22 protein-coding genes are annotated in these 23,906 nt (G+C 55.2%); 5 read left to right on the top strand and 17 right to left on the bottom strand.

What is annotated here, in order from left to right; all coding sequences use genetic code 11:
- Positions 1-75 precede the first annotated feature (75 nt).
- Both traF and ACOTZD_RS20885 read right to left on the bottom strand, forming a co-directional pair.
- Positions 76-1,362, bottom strand: coding sequence for a conjugal transfer protein TraF (traF, locus tag ACOTZD_RS20890; protein WP_226861353.1), 1,287 nt, complete (start codon positions 1,360-1,362; stop codon positions 76-78).
- 192 nt (positions 1,363-1,554) lie between these two features.
- A complete protein-coding gene (locus tag ACOTZD_RS20885; RefSeq protein WP_003860307.1) occupies positions 1,555-2,043 on the bottom strand; it encodes a cupin domain-containing protein in 489 nt (162 codons plus the stop codon).
- A gap of 117 nt (positions 2,044-2,160) precedes the next feature.
- Between ACOTZD_RS20885 and zur the strand changes: the two genes are divergently transcribed.
- Positions 2,161-2,673: a zinc uptake transcriptional repressor Zur gene (gene zur / locus ACOTZD_RS20880; protein ID WP_003860309.1), complete on the top strand. Its 513-nt coding sequence runs from the start codon at positions 2,161-2,163 to the stop codon at positions 2,671-2,673.
- Positions 2,674-2,720: 47 nt separating this feature from the next.
- Here zur and ACOTZD_RS20875 read toward each other — a convergent pair whose 3' ends face one another.
- The 4 genes from ACOTZD_RS20875 to ACOTZD_RS20860 all read right to left on the bottom strand — a co-directional run bounded on the left by ACOTZD_RS20875 (position 2,721) and on the right by ACOTZD_RS20860 (position 5,536).
- Positions 2,721-2,930 carry a CsbD family protein gene (locus ACOTZD_RS20875; RefSeq protein ID WP_003860314.1) on the bottom strand — a complete coding sequence of 70 codons (210 nt, stop codon included), beginning with the start codon at positions 2,928-2,930 and terminating at the stop codon, positions 2,721-2,723.
- Positions 2,931-3,049: 119 nt separating this feature from the next.
- Entirely contained in the window at positions 3,050-4,387 is a 1,338-nt protein-coding gene (dinF, locus tag ACOTZD_RS20870; protein WP_032661154.1) for an MATE family efflux transporter DinF, read from the bottom strand.
- A 63-nt stretch (positions 4,388-4,450) separates the two neighbouring features.
- On the bottom strand, positions 4,451-5,059 hold the full coding sequence (lexA, locus tag ACOTZD_RS20865) for a transcriptional repressor LexA (RefSeq protein ID WP_003860318.1): 609 nt from the start codon (positions 5,057-5,059) through the stop codon (positions 4,451-4,453).
- A gap of 108 nt (positions 5,060-5,167) precedes the next feature.
- Complete coding sequence (locus ACOTZD_RS20860; protein ID WP_003860321.1) at positions 5,168-5,536, bottom strand: diacylglycerol kinase; 369 nt, start codon at positions 5,534-5,536, stop codon at positions 5,168-5,170.
- A 154-nt stretch (positions 5,537-5,690) separates the two neighbouring features.
- On the opposite strand from ACOTZD_RS20860, the gene plsB reads away from it, so the two are divergent.
- Positions 5,691-8,111 carry a glycerol-3-phosphate 1-O-acyltransferase PlsB gene (gene plsB / locus ACOTZD_RS20855; RefSeq protein WP_003860322.1) on the top strand — a complete coding sequence of 807 codons (2,421 nt, stop codon included), beginning with the start codon at positions 5,691-5,693 and terminating at the stop codon, positions 8,109-8,111.
- Between the two features lie 89 nt (positions 8,112-8,200).
- Here the strand turns inward: plsB and ubiA are convergent, their stop codons facing one another.
- The 5 genes from ubiA to malK form a co-directional block, all read right to left on the bottom strand.
- Positions 8,201-9,070: a 4-hydroxybenzoate octaprenyltransferase gene (gene ubiA / locus ACOTZD_RS20850; protein ID WP_421636364.1), complete on the bottom strand. Its 870-nt coding sequence runs from the start codon at positions 9,068-9,070 to the stop codon at positions 8,201-8,203.
- Between the two features lie 12 nt (positions 9,071-9,082).
- A complete protein-coding gene (gene ubiC, locus ACOTZD_RS20845) occupies positions 9,083-9,580 on the bottom strand; it encodes a chorismate lyase (protein ID WP_022646736.1) in 498 nt (165 codons plus the stop codon).
- 172 nt (positions 9,581-9,752) lie between these two features.
- Positions 9,753-10,691 carry a maltose operon protein MalM gene (malM, locus tag ACOTZD_RS20840; protein ID WP_045894761.1) on the bottom strand — a complete coding sequence of 313 codons (939 nt, stop codon included), beginning with the start codon at positions 10,689-10,691 and terminating at the stop codon, positions 9,753-9,755.
- Positions 10,692-10,802: 111 nt separating this feature from the next.
- Positions 10,803-12,128, bottom strand: coding sequence for a maltoporin (locus ACOTZD_RS20835; protein WP_045894836.1), 1,326 nt, complete (start codon positions 12,126-12,128; stop codon positions 10,803-10,805).
- Positions 12,129-12,170: 42 nt separating this feature from the next.
- Positions 12,171-13,280, bottom strand: a complete 1,110-nt coding sequence (malK, locus tag ACOTZD_RS20830) for a maltose/maltodextrin ABC transporter ATP-binding protein MalK (protein ID WP_003860329.1) — start codon at positions 13,278-13,280, stop codon at positions 12,171-12,173.
- Between the two features lie 371 nt (positions 13,281-13,651).
- On the opposite strand from malK, the gene malE reads away from it, so the two are divergent.
- The 3 genes from malE to malG all read left to right on the top strand — a co-directional run bounded on the left by malE (position 13,652) and on the right by malG (position 17,413).
- Positions 13,652-14,842, top strand: a complete 1,191-nt coding sequence (malE, locus tag ACOTZD_RS20825) for a maltose/maltodextrin ABC transporter substrate-binding protein MalE (protein ID WP_003860330.1) — start codon at positions 13,652-13,654, stop codon at positions 14,840-14,842.
- A 121-nt stretch (positions 14,843-14,963) separates the two neighbouring features.
- The gene (gene malF / locus ACOTZD_RS20820) at positions 14,964-16,508 is read left to right on the top strand and encodes a maltose ABC transporter permease MalF (RefSeq protein ID WP_003860331.1); all 1,545 of its coding nucleotides are present in this window, start codon (positions 14,964-14,966) and stop codon (positions 16,506-16,508) included.
- A 14-nt stretch (positions 16,509-16,522) separates the two neighbouring features.
- Positions 16,523-17,413, top strand: coding sequence for a maltose ABC transporter permease MalG (gene malG, locus ACOTZD_RS20815; protein ID WP_003860332.1), 891 nt, complete (start codon positions 16,523-16,525; stop codon positions 17,411-17,413).
- 96 nt (positions 17,414-17,509) lie between these two features.
- Here malG and psiE read toward each other — a convergent pair whose 3' ends face one another.
- From psiE to pgi, 6 genes are all read right to left on the bottom strand, one after another.
- Entirely contained in the window at positions 17,510-17,920 is a 411-nt protein-coding gene (gene psiE, locus ACOTZD_RS20810) for a phosphate-starvation-inducible protein PsiE (RefSeq protein WP_000202963.1), read from the bottom strand.
- 162 nt (positions 17,921-18,082) lie between these two features.
- Positions 18,083-20,179 carry a YjbH domain-containing protein gene (locus ACOTZD_RS20805; RefSeq protein ID WP_032608242.1) on the bottom strand — a complete coding sequence of 699 codons (2,097 nt, stop codon included), beginning with the start codon at positions 20,177-20,179 and terminating at the stop codon, positions 18,083-18,085.
- The gene (locus ACOTZD_RS20800; protein ID WP_023315215.1) at positions 20,179-20,916 is read right to left on the bottom strand and encodes a capsule biosynthesis GfcC D2 domain-containing protein; all 738 of its coding nucleotides are present in this window, start codon (positions 20,914-20,916) and stop codon (positions 20,179-20,181) included. The genes ACOTZD_RS20805 and ACOTZD_RS20800 overlap by 1 nt, the downstream gene beginning before the upstream one ends.
- The gene (locus ACOTZD_RS20795) at positions 20,913-21,551 is read right to left on the bottom strand and encodes a YjbF family lipoprotein (RefSeq protein WP_003860339.1); all 639 of its coding nucleotides are present in this window, start codon (positions 21,549-21,551) and stop codon (positions 20,913-20,915) included. Before ACOTZD_RS20795 ends, ACOTZD_RS20800 begins: the two co-directional genes overlap by 4 nt.
- 63 nt (positions 21,552-21,614) lie before the next feature.
- Positions 21,615-21,857: an exopolysaccharide production protein YjbE gene (yjbE, locus tag ACOTZD_RS20790; RefSeq protein ID WP_003860341.1), complete on the bottom strand. Its 243-nt coding sequence runs from the start codon at positions 21,855-21,857 to the stop codon at positions 21,615-21,617.
- 366 nt (positions 21,858-22,223) lie between these two features.
- Positions 22,224-23,873 carry a glucose-6-phosphate isomerase gene (gene pgi, locus ACOTZD_RS20785; RefSeq protein ID WP_003860343.1) on the bottom strand — a complete coding sequence of 550 codons (1,650 nt, stop codon included), beginning with the start codon at positions 23,871-23,873 and terminating at the stop codon, positions 22,224-22,226.
- Positions 23,874-23,906 lie beyond the last annotated feature (33 nt).

Raw genomic sequence — 23,906 nt, 5'->3', positions numbered from 1 at the left:
TTTTAAGCATCTGGTGGAAAAGGGGCGCTACTATAGCATAAAGAAAAGCCGGAGGCGCAGCGCCTCCGGTGGACTTTAGAACGTCATGCTCAACTGTGCCCCTGCGCCCCAGGTCTCGTCTTCGCCATAAAGCCCCATCAGGTCAACGTGGACGGCGTTGAACGGCGCGAAACCGACACCGCCGGTAAAGACGTTGCTGTCGTTCCCTTTCATATCCGCACGATAACCGGCGCGTACTGCCAGCCAGCTCAGCGGCGTGACTTCGGCACCGACGCCAACGTACTGGGAGGTGTCTTCGCTTTTAAAGCCCTTGGTTTCGGTCAGATCGCCGTCTGCGGTAAGCGTGACCAGATCGTTATGCCAGGCGGCCCCGGCAGTGACCAGCGGACGGATCTGATAGGTGTCTTTATAACTCACTACCTCTCCCGTGCGTCCGTTGCGAATGCGGATATCTTTGGTATCGATATCGCGCGACATCAGGTTTTGTCCGCTCACACCGACCGTCCAGTTTTCACCGAAATCAGCCGCAATACCGGCATCGACGTTGAAGCCAGTGTCGTCGGTACGGTAGCGGCTGTCGTTCCACTTATTACTGTCGTAATCGTAGATTGAGGTGGTGTAGTTATAGAGCCAGGTTTTTTGCAACTTCGGCGTGACGCCAACGGAAACCGGAACGCCGCCAAGATCGAACTGACGGGCCACCGCAATACCGTAGTCGGACACAATCGCCGCCCGACCAGACGCCGTAGAGTTAAGGTTTTTGGTGATCTGATCGGTACCGTTTAGCGCGGCATCCAGCGCCACACCGGCAGCCACCGCATCGCTTCGTTGTATACCGCGCAGATAATCAATGTCCTGCTGATCGATTGAAGAGCTGACCCGGCCATGGGCATAGCCTTTTGCCATAAAGGCCACGGAAAGAACATCGTTAGGGATACTGACGGCAATCCCCGCCCCTGCGGTGGCGTGTGCGGTCTTGCCTTTCAGGTAGTCCAGTTCATCAGCGAGATCTTTCGCTGCGCCCTGGAACTGATTGATCGAACCTAATGGATTGGTGATAACTTCAATGGGGGTCAGACTATCAACCACATCCTTGTAATGATTGATTTTGTCGTTAATGGTATCAATCTCGTCCTGAAGATTGTCTTCATCGGTCACCTGCACGCCAACGGACGGCAAAATAACCGTCACATCATCCTCGGGCTTAGATTTTGTCAGCAACGCGGGGTTGATTAACGCCCCGCTGCCATAGCTCCCTGCCGCGACACCCGTTCCGCCCATTGCGTCGCTACGCGCTTCCGTCCAGGTATTGGCTGCTCCCGCCTGATTTGCCATAAAAAAGGAGACAGCGATGCTAACCATCGAAAATTTAAAATGTTTTTTCACAGTGTGCTCGTAAATAGTTTGTTATTAGTTAACCCTGTCTGTTATCACCCAAACAGGAACGAACTATTGCTGTGAATAAGTGCAAAAAGACCCGCTATTTCCTTAAGTTAAATTCCATCCCGGCCTGTTGTAATATGTGACGACCATCAATATTTATAGAAGAGGAAATTATTTTCGCCCAGGTTTTCCATCGTGCGGCCCAAAAAACTGAGGCGGATGGTCGACCCAGCGGTCTTCGCGCGTCGCGGCATACACCGGATTGAGCGGATAGTAGATACGGTTATGTTTTTTATTGGCCTCACCCACCACCAGTAAGCGCACCTCTTCATCGGTATTGTTGATAAAGGTGTGACACACGCCCGTCCCGGCTGGAAATCCCACGCTGTCTCCGGGTTCGAGCTTCCATAAATAGCCATTGATCCAGGCCTCAGGGTAACCCTCCAGAACGTAAACAAACTCCTCTTCGTCGCTTTCCGCATGCGGATAAGATGTGCGGCGTCCGGGCGGCAGCCGTTCATGGTGAATACCAATGCGGCCGAGACCCAGTTTGCGGGCCAGCGGCGCGCCAATAGAAAAACGTTCGTTGCTGTCAGGATACGTTGCGTCATCAGCGCCTTCCACGTCCCGCCAGTGCCGAATACAGTCAGGTCTTTTCATTTTGCGATCTCCTGATTTGCGATGCGTCAGGTATAGCACAGCCTGGCGGATCTCGGTGTTTTTAGCAGAACATGATAAAGTGAGAGTTTTCACCCCTTACCACATCCGAGGTGCCCGATGGACAAGTCCACAAAAGAGCTGTTAGCGCAAGCTGAAAAGCTGTGCGCGCAACGCAATGTGCGCCTGACCCCGCAGCGCCTTGAGGTACTGCGTCTGATGAGCCTGCAACAGGGCGCCATCAGCGCCTACGATCTGCTCGATCTGCTGCGTGAAAGCGAGCCGCAGGCAAAACCGCCGACCGTTTATCGGGCGCTGGATTTTCTGCTGGAGCAAGGATTTGTGCATAAAGTGGAATCAACAAACAGCTATGTGCTGTGCCATCTTTTTGACCAGCCAACTCACACGTCCGCCATGTTTATCTGCGATCGCTGTGGTGTGGTGAAGGAAGAGTGTGCGGAAGGTGTGGAAGATATTATGCATACGCTGGCAGCCAGAATGGGCTTTGCGCTGCGACATAACGTGATTGAAGCCCACGGCTTATGTTCTGCCTGCGTGGAGGTGGAGTCATGCCGTCATCAGGATGACTGTCAGCACGATCACTCTATCCTGGTGAAGAAAAAGCCGCGTTAAAGCCAAAGAAAAAGGCGGCTCAGGGCCGCCCTTGGGGATAGTACCGGTTACCAGCGGTAGTCGTTACGGGTTTCCCAGTCTTTGACTTCGTTTTCCGCCTGATCTTTTTCGTAACCGTAGCGCTCCTGGATTTTACCTACCAGCTGATCGCGCTTACCTTCAATGACGGTCATATCGTCATCTGTCAGCTTACCCCACTGTTCTTTCGCTTTACCTTTGAATTGCTTCCAGTTGCCGCCGATTTCGTCTTTATTCATCATCGTGTCCTCGTGTTAAGCGTCTATGAGTATCGCCCGCTACGTTCTTTTCTGCTGGACGTGATTATTATTGTAGTTAAGGATTCGGTAGTTGTTTTTATATTCGGAATCTTTAACCGTTACGATATATCGTGCGGGGCTGGAAACCAGGTATTGTTTCGCCAGTGACGATGCCAGATAACGGCCAGCGAAAGGCCACGCAGTGAGAGAAACACCGCCAGCGCCAGCCACAGACCATGATTGCCGAGATACGGCAGGGTCAGCAGCGTCAGGCCAAACCCCGCCGCCGCGACGGCCATGCTGTTGCGCATCTCCGCCCCTCGCGTCGCACCAATAAACATGCCGTCCAGCAAATAGCACCACACACCCACCACCGGTAATACTACCTGCCAGAGGATGTAGCGATCGGCCAGCTCACGTAGCGCGGGCAACGAGGTGAGTAGCGCGACAATATGCTCACCAAAACAGGCGTATACCAGAGCAAAGGCCAGCGCCACCAGGCCCGCCTGACGACAGGCAGCACGCCAGACCTCACGTAACTGGCCGCTTTCACGCGCGCCATAGGCCTGCCCTGAATGCGCCTCGACGGCGTAAGCAAAACCATCCAGCGCGTAAGCGGTAAAGGTCAGTAACGTCATGAGCACTGCGTTGACTGCGACGATTTCAGGCCCAAGACGCGCACCAAAAACGGTTAAGGCGCCAAAGCAGAGTTGCAGCAGGAGCGAACGGAGCATGATGTCGCGATTAAGCGCCAGCAGCTTACGAATGTTGCCGCGCCAGGCCGATTTCAGCAGATCCAGGGTGATACCGCGCATCGCCAGTACGCGCCAGACCATTCCCAAACCAATTAGCAGCGTACCGTACTCGGCAATCGCCGTGGCCAGCGCCGCGCCCCGGACGTTCATGTGCAGCCCCATCACCAGCCACAGATCGAGCATAATGTTAAGCAGGTTGCCTACCACCAGCAGGATCACCGGCGCGCGGGCGTACTGCACGCCCAACAGCCAGCCCAGCAGGACCAGGTTTGCCAGTGAAGCGGGCGCGCTGAGCCAGCGAATTTCGAGGAACCGCCGGGCCTGTTCCAGTACGGCATCGCTGCCGCCCACAATATGGAGCGCAAAATCAATCAGCGGCGTACGCAACAGAACGATTAACGCGCCAGCACCGAACGCCAGAATGAGCGGCTGAACCAGCGCACGCGCCAGACGCAGGGGATCTTTTGCACCATACGCCTGGGCCGTCAGGCCCGTCGTACTCATGCGCAGAAAAAGCAGCAGCATAAAGAGAAAGCTGGTCGCCGTTGCGCCGATCGCGACGCCGCCGAGATAAATCGGCGAATCGAGATGCCCGATAACCGCCGTATCCACCAGCCCAAGCAGAGGAACGGTAATATTGGAAAAAATCATCGGTAGCGCAAGACGCCACAACGCCTTATCGGCAGAAGTTAGCAATGCCATGGAAATTACCGGAATCAGAAAACAGGCCAGGCTGTAGAGGAACTACAGCCTGTCAGGAAGAGATTACAGCCATTCACCGTTGCGGATAACGCCGACCGCCAGTCCTTCAATAGAGAAGCTCTGCTCGCGGAGATCCACCACAATCGGGGAGAATTCATTGTTTTCAGGCAGAAGCTGCACGGTATTGCCTTGTTTCTTCAGGCGCTTAACCGTCACTTCATCATCAATGCGCGCCACCACGACTTGCCCGTTACGCACGTCCTGCGTTTTGTGTACCGCCAGCAGATCGCCATCCAGAATACCGATATCTTTCATGGACATTCCGCTAACGCGCAGCAGGAAATCGGCGCTCGGCTTGAACATGCCTGGATCAACCTGATAGTGCCCTTCGATGTGCTGCTGCGCCAGCAGAGGTTCACCTGCCGCTACGCGACCCACCAGCGGAATACCGCTCTCTTCTTCCACCAGCAGACGAATACCGCGTGAGGCGCCGGAAACAATCTCAATCACGCCCTTACGCGCCAGCGCTTTAAGGTGCTCTTCGGCAGCATTAGGAGAACGGAAGCCCAGACGCTGCGCAATTTCTGCACGCGTGGGTGGCATACCCGTCTGGCCGATATGATCCCGAATGAGATCAAACACCTCTTGCTGCCTGGTCGTTAACGCTTTCATACCGCCCCCTGGGTGTATATACAGTTATGCTGTGAGTATATACAGTCAAAGGCGATTTTGGAACCAAAAACTGCACAAAAAACCAGGGACTTAATTATTCCTCGAGGCTCATCGGAAATGCGACCAAAGCAGCGTGACCCAGGTGATCGCCGCAGTGATAATCGCCAGCAGTACGGCAGCGGAACCCATGTCTTTCGCCCGGCCAGACAATTCATGGAATTCCGACCCGATTCGGTCAACAACGGCCTCAATAGCGCTATTAAGAATTTCCACTATCATCACCAGAAAGACAGATCCGATGAGCAGTACGCGGGTGATAGCATCAACATCAAGGAAGCAGGCGATGACAACGGCAACGATTGCAGCAACCGCCTCCTGGCGGAAAGCGGCTTCATTAACCCATGCAGCGCGGAAACCTTTCCATGAATAACCGGCAGCTTTAATGATTCGAGTTAACCCAGTGGTATTATTGGCCATTAAAAGAACCTTTTATGATAAATAGCGTCTGTAACTAAAGCCGCAGCGCGTTTTGCTGCAACCTGAAGTATGACGGGTAACAACAGAAATTTTGCGCGCTTTCTGTTATCCTTGCGCCGCAATTGCATTATTAACCAGAGGCTTTACATCGTTTATGTCCGGCTGGCCACGAATTTACTACAAATTACTTAATTTACCATTAAGCGTCCTGGTAAAAAGTAAGTCTATCCCAGCAGAACCTGCGCTGGAATTAGGGCTCGATACGTCGCGCCCTATTATGTACGTTTTGCCTTATAACTCGAAGGCAGACCTGCTGACGCTTCGCGCTCAATGTCTGGCGCACGATTTACCTGACCCACTTGAACCGCTGGAAGTCGACGGTACGCTGCTGCCACGCTACGTGTTCATCCATGGCGGGCCGCGCGTGTTCACCTATTACACGCCGAAAGAAGAGTCCATTAAGCTGTTCCATGATTACCTCGATCTGCACCGCAGCAACCCCGATCTGGACGTGCAGATGGTGCCGGTGTCGGTGATGTTTGGCCGTCGTCCGGGGCGCGAAAAAGGGGAAGAGAACCCGCCGCTGCGTATGCTCAACGGCATTCAGAAGTTTTTCGCCGTCTCCTGGCTGGGACGCGACAGTTTTGTCCGCTTCTCACCTTCCGTTTCACTGCGCCGCATGGCGGATGAACACGGCACTGACAAAATCATTGCGCAAAAGCTGGCGCGCGTTGCGCGTATGCACTTTGCACGTCAGCGTCTGGCGGCCGTTGGACCACGTCTCCCGGCACGTCAGGATCTGTTCAACAAGCTGCTGGCTTCCAAAGCGATTGCCCGTGCCGTAGAAGACGAAGCGCGCAGCAAGAAAATTTCGCACGAGAAAGCGCAGCAGAACGCAATCGCGCTGATGGAAGAGATCGCCGCGAACTTCTCCTACGAGATGATTCGCCTCTCTGACCGTATCCTCGGCTTCACGTGGAACCGCCTCTATCAGGGGATTAACGTCCACAACGCCGAACGCGTGCGTCAGTTAGCGCACGACGGCCACGAGATTGTCTATGTGCCCTGCCACCGCAGCCACATGGACTACTTGTTGCTCTCTTACGTGCTCTATCACCAGGGGTTGGTGCCACCGCATATTGCTGCCGGTATCAACCTGAACTTCTGGCCAGCAGGCCCGATTTTCCGCCGTCTGGGTGCGTTCTTCATTCGTCGTACCTTTAAAGGTAACAAGCTTTACTCCACCGTCTTCAGGGAGTATCTGGGCGAGCTGTTCAGCCGCGGTTATTCTGTGGAGTACTTTGTTGAAGGCGGTCGCTCGCGTACCGGTCGTCTGCTCGATCCAAAGACCGGCACGCTGTCGATGACCATTCAGGCCATGCTGCGTGGCGGTACCCGTCCTATCACGCTGGTGCCGATTTACATCGGTTATGAACACGTGATGGAAGTGGGCACCTACGCGAAAGAGCTGCGCGGTGCAACCAAAGAGAAAGAGAGTCTGCCGCAGATGCTGCGTGGGCTGAGTAAATTGCGCAACCTCGGCCAGGGATACGTGAACTTTGGCGAGCCCCTGCCGCTGATGACATATCTGAACCATCATGTTCCGGAGTGGCGCGAGTCTATCGATCCTATCGAAGCGGTACGTCCGGCCTGGCTGACGCCAACGGTCAACGGCATTGCATCCGAGCTGATGGTACGCATCAACAATGCTGGTGCGGCAAACGCCATGAACCTGTGTTGTACTGCGCTTCTGGCCTCTCGCCAGCGTTCACTGACCCGCGAACAGCTGACCGAGCAGATTGACTGCTACCTGGATATCATGCGCAACGTGCCGTATTCCGTGGATTCGACCGTGCCGTCTGCCACCGCCAGCGAGCTGATCGATCACGCGTTGCAGATGAACAAGTTCGAAGTCGAGAAAGATACGATTGGTGACATCATCATTCTGCCGCGCGAGCAGGCCGTGCTGATGACCTACTACCGTAATAACATCACGCACATGCTGATGCTGCCGTCGCTGATGGCGGCCATTATTACCCAGCACCGCCGTATTTCGCGTCAGGAGCTGCTGCGCCATATTCAGGCCATCTACCCGATGCTGAAAGCGGAGCTGTTCCTGCGCTGGAGTAAGGATGAACTGGCGGCAGAGCTCGATAAAATGACGGCAGAGATGCATCGTCAGGGGCTGATTACCATCAGTGATGATGAACTGCATATCAATCCGTCACGTTCCCGTACCTTGCAGCTCCTGGCTTCCGGTGCGCGTGAGACGTTGCAGCGCTACGCCATTACCTTCTGGTTGCTGAGTGCAAATCCGTCCATCAACCGCGGTACGCTGGAAAAAGAGAGCCGGACGCTGGCCCAGCGCCTCTCCGTTCTGCATGGCATTAACGCCCCGGAATTCTTCGACAAAGCGGTATTCAGCTCCCTGGTGCTGACGCTGCGCGACGAAGGGTACATTAGCGATACGGGCGATGCCGAGCCGGAAGAGACAATGAAGGTTTACCAGATGCTGGCAGAGCTGATTACCGCGGATGTGCGTTTAACGATTGAGAGTTCGACGCAGGGCGAATGATGCTAAAGCCGGGTGACGCTAACGCTTACCCGGCCTACATGTTCCGCTAAATCGTAGGCCGGGTAAGGCGAAGCCGCCACCCGGCTTTTTTATGACCAGTAACTCATCGCCAGGCCCAGAAACAGCACCAGCCCGACGTAGTTATTATTCAGAAACGCTTTAAAGCAGGCTTCACGCTCGTGCTTCGCGATCAGCTTCTGCTGATACGCAAACAGCAGCCCCGCCACCAGTACGGACCAGTAAAACTCCCAGTTCAGCCCGTTCAGGCGACCAATCGCCACCATCAGCGCCAGCACCGACACCTGCAATATGCCGATGATCAGTTTGTCGTGACGGCCAAACAGGATCGCCGTCGATTTGATGCCAATCTTGAGATCGTCATCGCGATCGACCATCGCGTATTGGGTATCGTACGCAACGGCCCAGAGAATATTCGCCAGGAACATCAGCCAGCAGCTGAGCGGAACGGACTCGCTGACCGCGGCAAACGCCATGGGAATCGACCAGCCAAATGCCGCACCCAATACCACCTGCGGCAGATGGGTGTATCGCTTCATGAACGGGTAAACCCAGGCCAGCGCCAGAGCCGCAACGGACAGTAGAATGGTCATGGTGTTAAGGGTTAACACCAGCATGAAAGAGAGAAGCACCAGCACCACAAACAGAATGCGCGCCTCTTTCCCGGTCACCTGACCGCTCGGCAGAGGACGATTCGCGGTGCGCTTAACATGTCCATCAAATTTCCGGTCAGCATAGTCGTTGACCACACAGCCCGCAGCGCGCATCAGCCAGACGCCCGCCACAAATACCGCCAGGATCCACAGCGGCGGCACGCCCGGCGTGGCAACCCACAGCGCCCATAAGGTCGGCCACAGCAGCAGCAGCGCGCCAATGGGTTTATCAGTACGCATCAGGCGGTGATAGGCCAGCAGCTTATTCTGCGTCAGACTCCACTCCATTTTCTCTCCCTCTTAGTACAACGGCGATGCAGGCAAAAAGAGTTCCGTCAGTATTAACGGCTTGCCACTCAAACGAAGGCGGGAACGGCGCCCCCACAAATCGGCATCGCAACCAATTTCAATAAAATCACGGGTCAGTTCAGACGAGGTGAACAGATAGCGCCCCAGGGGCGTTTTGCCGAGGCGTTGCAATGCCAGCTCCGGCCCGGAAAGTGTAGACTCAGGAACCACCGTCCGCCCGGCAAGCCACGGCTCGCCATCCGCACAGAGTAAAATTTCACGCAGCCAGTAGCGTTCTTCCTGCGGCAGCAGCGGCAGCTCGCTGGCAATCTCCGCAGGCGAGACAAACCCTTCCTGAATCATCGTCACCGTGACCGTTTTACCCTGTTGCTCAAAACGTTTTGTCATGGAATCTTCCAGCAGCAGCCAGTCCAGCTGTTCCGGGTCAAGCGCAGGGATGTGGTCGAAATAGCGTAGCGCACGCAGCTGCGTGAGCGCGGGGTGTGACATGCCAGACTCTCCGATACATAACGTAAAAGCATTGTATCGCAGATTGGCAAAATGAGGACGGACAAACAGAATTTAACGATCACTATCGCAACAATGGTGCAACTTAGCCAAAAAAAGTGCGCCCGTGAAGGCGCACCAAACGACTAACAAAATCAGCACTGTGGGGAGACGGTTACCCCTTGCCTTTTACACTGCTGATAAAGGTGGAACGGGCAGTGGTTGAACCTAAACGCTCGGCTTCATCAAGCAGTTTCAGCGCTTTATCGACATCGCCGTTTTTAACTGCCTGCTTGATGGCGTTGTTAAAGTACGTTTCAGTATCGTTAAGCACCGGCTCGGCTTTTTTCGCCGGGGCCGGAGCCGCGGCCGGTGTTGCGGCTGGCGCGGCATACACAGGCGCGGCAGTATTACCCACCGTTACCGGCCCCGGGCCAGATGAGCCAAACAGCGGGCCTACGAGTACGCTGGAACTGCTGTTGGTTTTCACCTTAAGCTTTAGCAGGCCGTCGGTGGTATGGCGCGCAATCGGATCGGGAATATCGGGAATGGCGTTACCGACCCCTTTGGCATAGGCTTTTGCCGGATCGAGCAGAGTGGTGGTTTGCTGCAAATCTTTTTCAGTGGTGAAGACCAGTACGTAGAGCTTTTGCTGCCCGAGCGCGGGGGTCAGACGCATTACCCCTTCCAGGCGGTCCGCGCTCATTACACCCGGCTCCTGATAGGTGAAATAGCTGCTGGGAAAATAGGCGGATGGCGTCATGTTCTGATCGAGGATCAGAACGTTCGGCGCAAAAACGCTGGTCTGTTTGTTAACTTCACTGGATAAAGTCAACGTTAGCTCACCGATATTAGCCGGTACGCTATAGGCGGCTACCGGCCCGGTAATGCCAGCCACATTGAGCTGTTGGCCACCCGTCGCAAGCTGTGTGCTCTGCGTTTTGGATTGATCCACCGGCGTCCAGGTTAATTGCTGTAGAGCAGCTGTCGGAATGGCAGGCGCTGCGCTGGTATTCTGCGGGACATAATTGACGTCAGCGAGCGTAACGCCAGGCACACAGGCCAGCAGACCCGCTGACAGGCACAGCGCGACGAGATTTTTCTTCATTTTCATTGTTATCACCTCAGAAAGCGTAAGCACTGCGGTGGCCAGGCAATAGCGCGCAGTACCTCAGGAATTGAGGGGCTTTCGCCCCCCAGGTTACATCGTCAGATCAGGATGCGATTACCACCAGATTTCCATCTGGGCACCGAAGGAGAACTCGTCGTCATCGCCGCGGCTGTTAGAGAACTGGCCGTTGCCGGTGGAGTCAGAGATTGCGTAGCGGGTGACATCACCGTTACCGTTTTTCGCGTAACCCCATTTTTCATCCCACTTCGCGTAAGTAGCGAAGAGACGGATAGCCGGACGAGACCAGATGCTGTCGCCAGCCTGCCACTGTTGCGCCAGGGTAATTTTGTACTGACTGTTGCGATCGCCGGTTTGCTGAGATTTGACGTTGTCGTAGCCCACTTCCAGCAGGGTGCTCATGATCGGCGTCCATTTGTACATCGGGCGCACGCCCACGGTGTACCATTCAGTACCCAGGTTGTTATCCAGATCGACGTTCTGGTACATACCCACATACATCAGGTCCCACTTCTCGGCCAGAGAGATTGCACCGTGATCCAGCACGCGCCACAGGCTGCCGTTGTTGTTGATATTATTGTCGAAGGCATCGCTGAAGGACCCCTGAGGAATACCTTTACCTTGCGTGGTCATCGCATCTGTGCCGTATTGCAGCACAAACTTGTTGTAGCCTTTCAGCATGCTCTGAGTATGCTCAGCGGTGAACATCCAGCCATCTTTAGATGCGCCGTTCGCTAACTGATAGTCATCAGTGGTGTTCGCACGACCGTAATCAACACCCAGTTCCAGCACGCCGTCCGGGTTAGTTTCCAGACCGGCCAGACGCACGTCAAACACGTCGTTTGCAGTATCTTTGGTTTGATCGTAAATATGGTTGCTGCTGAAGGAGGTTGAACCGCCAGCTTCCTGGGAACGGGTCGCAGCCAGAGACAGTTTACCGAAGCCCAGATCAATGTTTTCAATACCAGCACCAGGACCAGAGATATCCCAGTAGTAGAAGTCGATCATGTGTACGTCATGACGCTGATAAAAGCGCTTACCGGCCCAGATGGTGGAGCCTGGCAGCCATTCAATCAGGTTTTTACCCTGCACGTTAGCTTCACGGAACGCCGGATCGGTACCTTCCCAGTCATTCTGCTGTGCCACGGAGTACGCTACGTTGGTGTCGAAATAGAAGCTCTTGTCGCCTTCTTTCCACACTTCCTGGCCCAGTTTCAGTTCAGCGTAGGTTTCACATTCGTTACCGAGACGGTATTTACTTTGTGCGCCTGTTGCCTGGAAACATTGTTGTTCACCGCCACTACCCGTCCAGCCGATACCAGAACGAGCATAACCATGGAAATCCACTGCCAGTGCCTGAGCAGACATTACGCCCGCTGCGACGGCAACTGCCAAAGGAAGTTTGCGCAGAGTAATCATTATTCTATCTCCTGAGATCATTGCTTTTCTTTGTAATTGGAATGCTTAAACGCCTGGCTCTTTGTGCAACCGACGACATGCAGTGCCATCCTCACGGAACAGATGGCAACGCTCTGGCGGCAAACCGATAGCGAATGTGGCACCCTCTTCTACCAACACCACGTCATTCTGGCGGTAGACCAGGTTCTGACGGATGGCGGGGATCTGGATATGAATCTGTGTTTCGTGACCAAGCTGTTCGACGACCTGAACTTCACCTTCCAGCGTCACATCAGCGATGTGGCTCGGCAGTAAATGCTCAGGGCGGATACCGAGGGACATATTGGCCCCCACCTGTACGTTGGCGCTGTCGACCGGCAGCCAGACTTGCTGACGGTTTGGCAGCTCCACCTGTACCTGTTCGATTGCCGTCGCGGTCACTTTTACGGGCAGGAAGTTCATCTTTGGCGAGCCAATAAAGCCCGCAACAAAGCGGTCTGCCGGGTAGTGATACAGCTCCAGCGGTTTGCCCACCTGCGCCACGCGACCGGCATCCAGCACCACGATTTTGTCGGCCAGCGTCATCGCTTCGACCTGATCGTGGGTGACGTAAATCATCGTGCGTCCAAGGCGTTTGTGGAGACGGGAGATTTCGATACGCATCTGGACGCGCAGGGCGGCATCCAGGTTAGAGAGAGGTTCATCGAGCAGGAACACGCGCGGCTCGGCCACCAGCGTACGGCCGATCGCCACACGCTGACGCTGACCGCCGGAGAGCGCCTTCGGTTTACGCTCCAGCAGATGTGCCAGCTGAAGCACTTCCGCCACCTGGGTGACGCGCTGGTTAATGGTCTCTTTTTTCGCGCCGGCCAGCTTCAGGCCAAAGGACATGTTCTCGGCAACGGAAAGATGCGGATAAAGCGCATAAGACTGGAACACCATGCCCACGCCGCGTTCTGCTGGTGGGATGTCGTTCATTCGGGTATCACCAATAAATAAATCGCCACTGGTGATGGTTTCAAGACCGGCAATCATACGCAGCAGAGTCGATTTACCACAGCCTGATGGACCCACGAACACCACAAATTCACCTTCGTGGATGTCCAGATTGATGTCTTTTGACACCACTACGTCGCCCCAGGCTTTCGTTACATTACGCAGCTGTACGCTCGCCATGCCCTTCTCCCTTCGTTACAACCTGTCACCGACAGAAACATTCAAGATAAGTTCACTATGCGTGTTCCATTACTTTCGTGAATCCTCCACCCCCCGGCTTTTTTATGGGGGAGGAGGCGGGAGGATGAGAGAGCAGGCTCTGCGACCGCAGCTGAGGGGCCGAGGCGAAAATCGTGAAGCGGCCTGCAAAATTCAGTGGGTTTTTATGTGCGCCAGCACTCATAACTTAAATTTATGTTACAGGGATCACACAAACAGGGGGTGGGGCGTAGGGACTGGGAGGATGGAAAGAGGATGTCAAATAAGGAGACTGAGTCACGTTGAACCACCTTATGTATCCACGAGCACATCACCAATAAAGGATGGCAGATATGAAGATCAAGACTGGCGCACGCGTTTTCGCATTGTCCGCCCTCGCAGCAATGATGATTTCCGCACCGGCTCTCGCCAAAATTGAAGAAGGTAAGCTGGTTATCTGGATTAACGGCGACAAGGGCTATAACGGTCTGGCCGAAGTGGGCAAAAAATTTGAGAAAGACACCGGTATCAAAGTCACCGTAGAGCACCCGGACAAACTGGAAGAGAAGTTCCCGCAGGTTGCGGCAACGGGCGATGGTCCGGACATTATCTTCTGGGCGCATGACCGTTTCGGGGGCTACGCGCAGTCTGGCCTGCTGGCAGAAGTTACGCCAGACAAAGCCTTCCAGGACAAACTGTTCCCGTTCACCTGGGACGCCGTTCGCTATAACGGCAAGCTGATCGCTTACCCAATCGCGGTTGAAGCCCTGTCACTGATTTACAACAAAGACCTGGTGCCAAACCCACCGAAAACCTGGGAAGAGATCCCTGCTCTGGATAAAGAGCTGAAGGCGAAGGGTAAATCCGCTCTGATGTTCAACCTGCAAGAACCGTATTTCACCTGGCCGCTGATTGCTGCCGACGGCGGCTACGCGTTCAAGTTTGAAAACGGCAAATATGACGTGAAAGACGTGGGCGTGGACAGTGCGGGCGCGAAAAAAGGTCTGACCTTCCTGGTTGACCTGATTAAGAACAAACACATGAACGCGGATACTGACTACTCCATCGCGGAAGCGGCTTTCAACAAAGGCGAAACCGCGATGACCATCAACGGTCCGTGGGCCTGGACCAACATCGACAAGAGCAAAATCAACTACGGCGTGACCCTGCTGCCAACCTTCAACGGCAAACCGTCTAAACCGTTCGTGGGCGTGCTGAGCGCAGGCATCAACGCCGCCAGCCCGAACAAAGAGCTGGCGAAAGAGTTCCTCGAAAACTACCTGCTGACCGATCAGGGTCTGGATGAAGTGAACAAGGACAAACCGCTGGGCGCCGTTGCGCTGAAATCCTTCCAGGATCAGCTGGCGAAAGATCCACGTATTGCGGCCACCATGGATAACGCCCAGAAAGGCGAAATCATGCCGAACATCCCTCAGATGGCTGCATTCTGGTACGCCACCCGTACCGCCGTCATCAACGCTGCAAGCGGTCGCCAGACTGTCGATGCCGCGCTGAAAGATGCTCAGGGTCGTATTACTAAGTAAGTCTGAAAAACGGCGGGTGGCGCATGCGCTTACCCGCCCTACGACTACGGCACGATCCGTAGGTCAGGTAAGCGCAGCGCCACCTGACGATAAGTTTCCACCGTTGTAGAGGAAGAACCCCATGGATGTCATTAAAAAGAAACACTGGTGGCAAAGCGACGCACTGAAGTGGTCAGTGATAGGTCTGCTGTGTCTGCTGGTGGGTTACCTTGTTGTTTTAATGTACGTGCAAGGGGAATACCTATTCGCCATCATGACGCTGATTTTAAGCTCGGTTGGCCTGTATATTTTCGCCAACCGTAAAGCGTATGCCTGGCGCTATGTTTACCCGGGCGTTGCCGGGATGGGGCTGTTTGTCCTCTTTCCGCTGATCTGCACCATCGCGATTGCCTTTACCAACTACAGCAGCACCAACCAGCTCGCGCAGGAGCGTGCCACCCAGGTGCTTCTGGACCGTTCTTATCAGGCGGGTAAAACCTTTAACTTCGGCCTGTATCCTGCGGGTGATGAGTGGAAGTTAGCGCTCACTGACGGTGAGAGCGGCAAAACCTATCTTTCCGACGCGTTCAAATTTGGCGGTGAGCAGAAGCTGACCTTAAAAGAGGCTGCGGCCCTGCCGGAAGGTGAACGTGCCAACCTGCGTATCATCACCCAGAATCGCCAGGCACTGACCCAGCTCACCGCCGTACTGCCAGACGAAAGCAAAGTGATCATGAGCTCGCTGCGCCAGTTCTCCGGCACCCAACCGCTCTATACCCTGGCGGATGACGGCACGCTGACCAACAACCAGAGCGGCGTGAAGTACCGCCCGAACAACGATATCGGTTTCTATCAGTCGGTGAATGCCGACGGCAGCTGGGGGGATGACAAACTCAGCCCGGGCTATACCGTCACCATCGGCTGGGACAACTTTACCCGCGTGTTTACCGACGAAGGCATCCAGAAACCGTTCTTCGCCATCTTCGTCTGGACGGTGGTCTTCTCGGTGCTGACCGTGATCCTGACCGTGGCCGTGGGCATGGTGCTGGCCTGCCTCGTGCAGTGGGAGTCCCTGAAGGGCAAAGCGATTTACCGCGTGCTGCTGATTCTGCCGTACGCCGTGCCGTCGTTCATCTCGATTCTGATTTTCAAAGGGCTGTTTAACCAGAGCTTCGGTGAAATCAACATGATGCTGAGCGCGCTGTTCGGCATTAAACCGGCCTGGTTCAGCGACCCGACCACCGCTCGCTCGATGATTATCATCGTGAACACCTGGCTGGGCTATCCGTACATGATGATCCTGTGCATGGGGCTGCTGAAGGCCATCCCGGACGACCTTTACGAAGCCTCGGCGATGGACGGCGCGGGTCCGTTCCAGAACTTCTTCAAAATTACCCTGCCGCTGCTCATTAAGCCGCTGACGCCGCTGATGATCGCCAGCTTCGCCTTTAACTTTAACAACTTCGTGCTGATTCAGCTGTTGACTAACGGTGGCCCGGACCGTCTCGGCACCACCACACCGGCAGGCTATACCGACCTGCTCGTGAGCTACACCTACCGCATCGCCTTCGAGGGCGGCGGCGGTCAGGACTTCGGCCTGGCGGCGGCGATTGCCACCCTGATCTTCCTGCTGGTTGGCGCCCTGGCGATTGTTAACCTGAAAGCCACACGTATGAAATTTGACTAAGGAGGGCACTGAACATGGCAATGGTACAACCCAAATCTCAGAAACTGCGCCTCCTCGCGACGCACTTAGGCCTGCTGATTTTCATCGCGGCGATCATGTTCCCGCTGCTGATGGTTATCGCCATATCCCTGCGTTCGGGGAACTTCGCCACCGGGAGCCTGATCCCGGACGAAATCTCCTGGGAGCACTGGAAGCTCGCGCTGGGCTTCAGCGTGGAACACGCGGATGGCCGCGTCACGCCGCCGCCGTTCCCGGTGCTGCTGTGGCTGTGGAACTCGGTGAAGGTGGCAACCATCACAGCCATCGGCATCGTGACGCTCTCCACCACCTGTGCTTACGCCTTCGCCCGTATGCGTTTTCCGGGCAAAGCGACCCTGCTGAAAGGGATGCTGATTTTCCAGATGTTCCCGGCCGTACTGTCGCTGGTGGCGTTATATGCCTTGTTTGACCGTCTGGGCCAGTACGTGCCGTTCATCGGCCTGAACACTCACGGCGGCGTGATCTTCGCCTATCTCGGCGGTATCGCCCTGCACGTGTGGACCATTAAAGGCTATTTCGAAACCATCGACGGCTCGCTGGAAGAAGCGGCGGCACTGGATGGCGCGACACCGTGGCAGGCGTTCCGCCTGGTGCTGCTGCCGTTGTCGGTGCCGATTCTGGCGGTGGTGTTTATTCTGTCGTTTATCGCGGCGATCACCGAAGTACCGGTCGCCTCTCTGTTACTGCGCGATGTAAACAGCTACACCCTGGCCGTCGGTATGCAGCAGTATCTCAACCCGCAAAACTACCTGTGGGGCGACTTTGCCGCGGCGGCCGTCCTCTCTGCCATCCCGATTACCGTGGTGTTCCTGCTGGCCCAGCGCTGGCTGGTCAACGGCCTGACGGCGGGCGGTGTGAAAGGTTAAGTTTCATTTGTTATGCCACTGCAACCCTCAACTTTAGACGTATTGTATTGAACCAACTTGTGACTGTTGTTAGGCGCTCTTCGGAGCGCCCTTTTTTTATTCGCGTTTTAGCCGCTTTGAGTTGCACAGCCAGAGGGTGATCACCAGCAGCAGGATCGCCGCCGAGTAGATCAGCACGTCGAGCGGGGATTTATGATCGACGATGATCAGCCGCACAATGGCGGTGATGCCAATGTAGACAAAATAGCGCAGCGGGAAGTGAAAGCCGGACTGAAAGTACTTCACAATCAGGGCGATAAATTCAAAGTAGAGAAAGTAGACCACCAGGCCTTCCACCAGTGCGTATTTGCTGGTTTGCTCAGGAGCAAAGAGCACATCCGCCAGATGCACCGTCTCTTTACCCAGAAAAACGACCAGGATCAGGCCAAGGCTCAGCAGACCGAGGTTCAGTACGGTCTGGAGTATCGTTGAGATAAACTCAACGCGCGGACGAGTCAGGGATGTCATACAGCACCTCATTCTCCAGGGCGAGGTTCCTGTATAACGCAAAAATGTGACGGGGATCTATATTTTTTGTTTATGTTTGGCGCATTCGCCCGGTGGCGCTGCGCTTACCGGGCCTACAAAAACCGTAGGCCGGGCAAACGCAGTGCCGCCCGGCGTGAAGCATCAGCGGAAGTTAATGTTCTTATCGCTGGTCATATCATACAGCTGGAATTTACGTCCAAGCTGCTGACCGCCGTCGCGCGTCAGCGGCGTCCAGCCCACTGCCGCACGGCTGCGGGTTGGGCCTGATGAGAACAGATCCAGCGGAATCGACACGTACACCCCTTTGGTGAAGTCCCCTTCCCCGTACTCGTCTGGCGAAACGTTGGTGATGGTGGCATAGCCGCCCACCACAACGCCGCTGTCAAAGTGTTTGGAGATATCCAGCGTGCCGCCCTTATCGCCCGCCAGATACTGGCCGACGCTGGCTTTTACCAGCACGTCCTGCGCGAACGACGGCGTCCAGTAGGCGGTCAGGTGGCCGGTTTTGACGCTGTAGTCGGTGAACTTCATCATGTCCTGCGCGCTGCGCCAGTCACGCTGTTTCACGTAGTTGGCATCAACCCCAAACGCCCAGTTGCTGTCGACAGGACGATAAAGCACTTCTGCCCCGGCGCCGCCGAACATGGTTTCCAGATAGCCACCGTAAACCTGGCCGTAGAAACCGTTGCCGAAGTACTGGAAGTAGTTGGCCTGGAGGTTATTCACGTAGATATCGTTCTGCACGTATTCACGCACACGGGTACGCACGCGCGGCAGTTTTGAATCGTTCGGCGGGTTGGTGTAGTTAAATTTGTCGTAGTTGTTGGCAAGGTTGCCGAACAGGCTACCGGTGGTCAACAGGTGGTCGGTCACCCACAGATCCGCCGTCGCCATCGCGCCCAGCTGATACATGTAGAAGTTTTCCGGCCCACCCACGGACTGGTTCAGCACCGGATCGATATGGAAATCGAAGCGCGATTTATCGATATACCAGCCCTGCTCGGTGGTTTCCGGCACCACCGGCTCAACGCGTTTTTGCACCAGCTCGGTTTCATGCCCGAGCGGTTCGCCTTCAAGATGACGCTTAAGGCTGGCAACATCGGTTTCGGTGGTGACCTGCGGCAGATTCAGGCGGTTCTCCGTCACGCGGATCGTGCGGATCCCCTCCGGCAGATCGTTCATGACGATCCGGTTGGCGCGCTCGATCCCTTCGCGGGAGTCGCGGTATTTCACCTGCTCGCCGGTAACATACAGCGTATCGCCTTTGGTCTGGATCTTCGGATCCGCCAGGCCCGCGTTATATTTCAGCAGCGTCAGCTGGTTCGCTACCACGGAGTGCTGAATGATCGCATCCTGCGGCTCCGGCTGATATTTTGGCCGCGGGTTGTCATTATAGTGCGGCCGCATGTCGTTAAAGTTAGTGCGCAGGGTAAAGCCAAACATCAGGGTATTACCGCGCTCATAGCTGAGGTTAACGTCGGCCCAGTCGGTGACGCGGTAAATAGCGCCGACGTTAAACTTGCTCTTCTGCTCAATTTTGCCGGCAAAATCTTCGCTGTAGTTATTACCTTCGTACTCCAGCTTCAGGCGCAGCGGCTGCCATGGCGTTTGATACTCTACACCACCAAACAGCGAGGCCGGGCCGTGGAACATCTGGTCGCCGTTGATGGAGCCCGCTTTCTGGTAGCTGTTATCACGGTAGCAGTATTTATCACTGTAGGAGCAGAACGGATTTTTGACGTTGCCGCTGGTACCCAGATAGCCCCATCCCAGACCGAGTGAGAAATCAAACGGTCCCCAGGCTTTGCTGGCCACGATGTATTCCGCGTCAAACAGGCCGGTCCCGCCAATGTCTTTCGCACCAACGGAAACCTGCGGCATCCAGTAGCTCTCTTCCCACAGGCGCAGCTTCACGTCGAAGGCTTTGTCTTTATAGGTCTGATCGCCGGAGAAAGCGTCTACGCTGCTGTACTGTTTTGTACGCACGTCGGTGTAGCGCAGCGTGGTCTCCAGCCAGGGGAACAGCTGCACGGACGCAGAGTAGTAACGGTACTGATCGTTATCGCGATAGTTAAGGCTGATTTCCCCCTCGCGGGCCATACGCGCGGTTGGGGTTTGCAGTAAGCCCACGCCGCCAAAATCGGACTGCGACGGGCCGATGGGTGCCGGATACGTTTCTGCATGACAGGCGGCACTCACGCACAGTGCAAGCATGCTGTAGAGATAGGTTTTTTTCATTATTCCGGTATCCGCTGTATCAGGGAGCGAAGGATATCGGCATTAAGCCCGTCATACGCTTTCGTCCAGAAATGGTCGGCAAAACCGACAAAAATGATGCTGCCCGGCATAGGTTCGATATGGCGTTTATTCCAGTAAGCCACCGGCGCTTTCTGCGTATGCCCGTCCGGATAGACCACCCAGGCATAGCTTTTATCCGCTCCGCTGAGCAGACTTTGCTCGTCGAGATAGCTCGCCACGTCCCGGCCCGGCGTAAACGGCTTTTTGCCAGGGCTGCTGAGAAGCCCCATCACGGTGACGGTGGAAGGCTGAGCCGGAAGCCACAGGGTATAGTCCCCTTCCAGCGACGGATTGCCGTTTTCCGCGACACGCACTTCGTCGGGATCGAGATTCACCTTCTGGCGCCCCGTCACCTTAACCGCCTGAAGCTGCTGACGCAGGCTAGTAATAGCCGCGGCATCGTCGGCATCTTCCTGTTGTGCCAGCCCGCTCAGTCGGGCGAGCAGCGCCTGATGTTTTTGTTCCGCTACAATCGTCGCCTGACGCTCGCTGATAACCGCCCCGGTCCACCAGCTTTTCGCCAGCCTCGGCTGCCCCACCAGATCGAGCAGATGCCCGGCATTGGTTAAGGTTTTAGGTTTTTCGCTGTCCGGGGTGTAGACCTGTACCGTTCCCGCAGACCACGCCAGCGGCGAGGCCAGGCTGGCGAGAAGCGCAATGTGGATGAACATTTTCATGATTTCGCCGCCTTGATCAGGGTGGTCTTCACCGGGAAGAAACCGGCACCGAGATACTGCAAGGACTGGCGGATTTGCCCCTCTTCGTCCACCCAGAAGCGGTTATGCCAGGTGGCCTGATCGGTTGTCACCTCTTCATCCAGCACGCGCACCTGCGTTTCGTCGCTGCCCACTTTGACACTGTCCGTACCGTCCCAGCGGAAGGTGGAGCGGGCCGTGGCGTAGCGCACCTGTTTGTGCTCGGTCCAGCCCATCGTGCGCGTCCAGCTTGCGCCATCGACAATCTGATTCGGCTTGATGAGCGGATCTTCAGCCAGGTTGTTCACCTCAAGCAGGTTGTCGCCGCCGAGCAACGTTTTCACGATGCGGGAATGCTGCGTCACGATGGTGGCCTGATCCTGCGTCACCCATTTCTGCTGCCCGTTTTCATCGAAAGCGAGCACCACAAACAGTTGCGGACCATCGTTTAGCTGCATGTACTGGCTGGCATACGGCATGTTCTGAAGTTCGTCATCGGTCAGATGCACGCCCGGCGTGCCGAACATGCTGTCCCACAGTGAGTGGCCCAGCCCTTTGGTGGTAGCTGAGCACGCCTGCAACAGCAGGCAAATCAGGATGATTGCAGGTCGCTTCACGACTCTTCTCCGAAGGGGCGAAATAACCACACCGAAGTGTGGTTATGATTAAAACACCCGGTATTACTGGGTGCTGGTCGTCGTAGTGGTCGTGGTTCCGGTATTGGAGCCATCACCGCCACCGGTTGCCGCCAGCGCGACACCCACGGCTGAACTTACGGCGCTGGTGCTGGCTGCGGTAGAACTCCCCGCAGACGCAGACGTCGCTGCCGACCCTGCTGCTTCCCCGACCTGGACCGGAGCTGCATAGACAGACGTCGCCGCAAGCGCAGATATGGCAAAAATGCCATACAGTACTTTCTTCATAACAATTTCCCTTCAATGAATGAATGGAGATTTGCCCGAAAAGAAATTCAGGCGGATTCGAGTATACACAACTAAAGCAGTGGGTTTACCGTGGGGGTAAATAGGGATGAGGTTTTCAGACTAATGGTTAAAAATGGAAGGAGAAAAGAATCAAGTAAATATATAATCAATATAAATCAATAATTTATAATATAAGAACATTAAAGCATCACTCCGTATTTTCTTAAAATAAACCTCAGCAATTAACGGGGTTACTGTCTTTTTCGGATTAAACTCAGATTCAGAATTTGAGATAACTAACAGACATCAGGAATTATCCGATAAAAAAATGCCGGCATATCGCCGGCATTGTTCATGACATATTTATTACGCACGCCAGGCTTTATAACGGTTAATCAGACCATTGGTGGAGCTGTCGTGGCTGTCGATCGCTTTATCGTCACCCAGCTCTGGCAGAATGCGGTTTGCCAGCTGTTTGCCCAGCTCTACGCCCCACTGGTCAAAGGTGAAGATGTTCAGAATAGCGCCCTGAGTGAAGATTTTGTGCTCGTAGAGGGCAATCAGCGCCCCCAGGCTGAACGGCGTGATTTCGCGCAGCAGGATAGAGTTAGTTGGACGGTTGCCTTCGAACACTTTAAACGGCACCACGTGCTCCAGCGTTGCCGGATCTTTACCCTGATCACGGTACTCCTGCTCAACCACCTCGCGGGATTTACCGAACGCCAGCGCTTCGGTCTGGGCGAAGAAGTTAGACAGCAGCTTCGGATGGTGGTCGGACAGTGGGTTGTGCGTAATCGCCGGGGCAATGAAATCGCACGGTACCATTTTGGTGCCCTGGTGGATCAGCTGGTAGAACGCGTGCTGACCGTTGGTGCCCGGCTCGCCCCAGATGATTGGGCCAGTCTGGTAATCCACCGCGTTGCCGTTACGGTCAACGTACTTGCCGTTGGATTCCATGTTGCCCTGCTGGAAGTAGGCCGCAAAGCGGTGCATGTACTGGTCGTACGGCAGAATCGCTTCGGTTTCAGCGCCGAAGAAGTTGTTGTACCAGATCCCGATCAGCGCCAGCAGCACCGGCAGGTTTTTCTCAGGCGCGGTGGTGGAGAAGTGTTTGTCCATCGCGTGCGCACCGGAGAGCAGCTCAACGAAATTGTCGAAGCCGACGGACAGAATGATGGACAGGCCGATTGCAGACCACAGAGAGTAGCGGCCGCCAACCCAGTCCCAGAACTCGAACATGTTCGCCGTATCAATGCCGAACTCGCCTACCGCTTTACCGTTGGTGGACAGCGCCGCAAAGTGTTTCGCCACGTGCTTTTCGTCGCCCGCGGTTTTCAGGAACCAGTCGCGCGCGCTGTGGGCGTTGGTCATGGTTTCCTGAGTGGTGAAGGTTTTAGACGCCACCAGGAACAGCGTGGTTTCCGGGTTCACCTTTTTCAGCACTTCAGCGATGTGGGTCCCATCGACGTTGGACACGAAGTGCATGTTGAGGTGGTTTTTGTACGGGCGCAGCGCCTCGGTCACCATGAACGGGCCGAGGTCAGAGCCGCCGATACCGATGTTTACGACGTCGGTGATCGCTTTGCCGGTGTAGCCTTTCCAGCTACCTGAGATGATCGCTTCGGAGAAGGTTTTCATCTTTTCCAGCACCGCGTTCACTTCCGGCATCACATCTTTGCCGTCAACGATGATTGGGGTATTGCTACGGTTGCGCAGCGCCACGTGCAGCACGGCACGGTCTTCGGTGCGGTTGATCTTCTCACCGGAGAACATGGATTTGATGGCATCTGCCAGTTCAGTCTCTTTCGCCAGATCTTGCAGCTTCGCCAGCGTCTCTTCGGTGATACGGTTCTTGGAGAAATCCACCAGCATCAGGTCATCGAAGGTGGCGGAAAACTTGCTGAAACGATCGGCATCTTTCGCGAACAGATCCGCGATGGTGACGTCTTTCATTTCATCAAAATGTTTCTGTAGTGCCTGCCATGCAGCGGTCTGCGTTGGGTTGATGTTTTTCATAGCAATACTCTTCTGATTTGAGAATTGTGACTG

It is taken from the genome of Enterobacter cloacae complex sp. SHL022, from assembly GCF_049237785.1.
Classification (GTDB): domain Bacteria; phylum Pseudomonadota; class Gammaproteobacteria; order Enterobacterales; family Enterobacteriaceae; genus Enterobacter; species Enterobacter hormaechei_C.
This window is presented reverse-complemented; position numbering and strand designations above follow the sequence as displayed.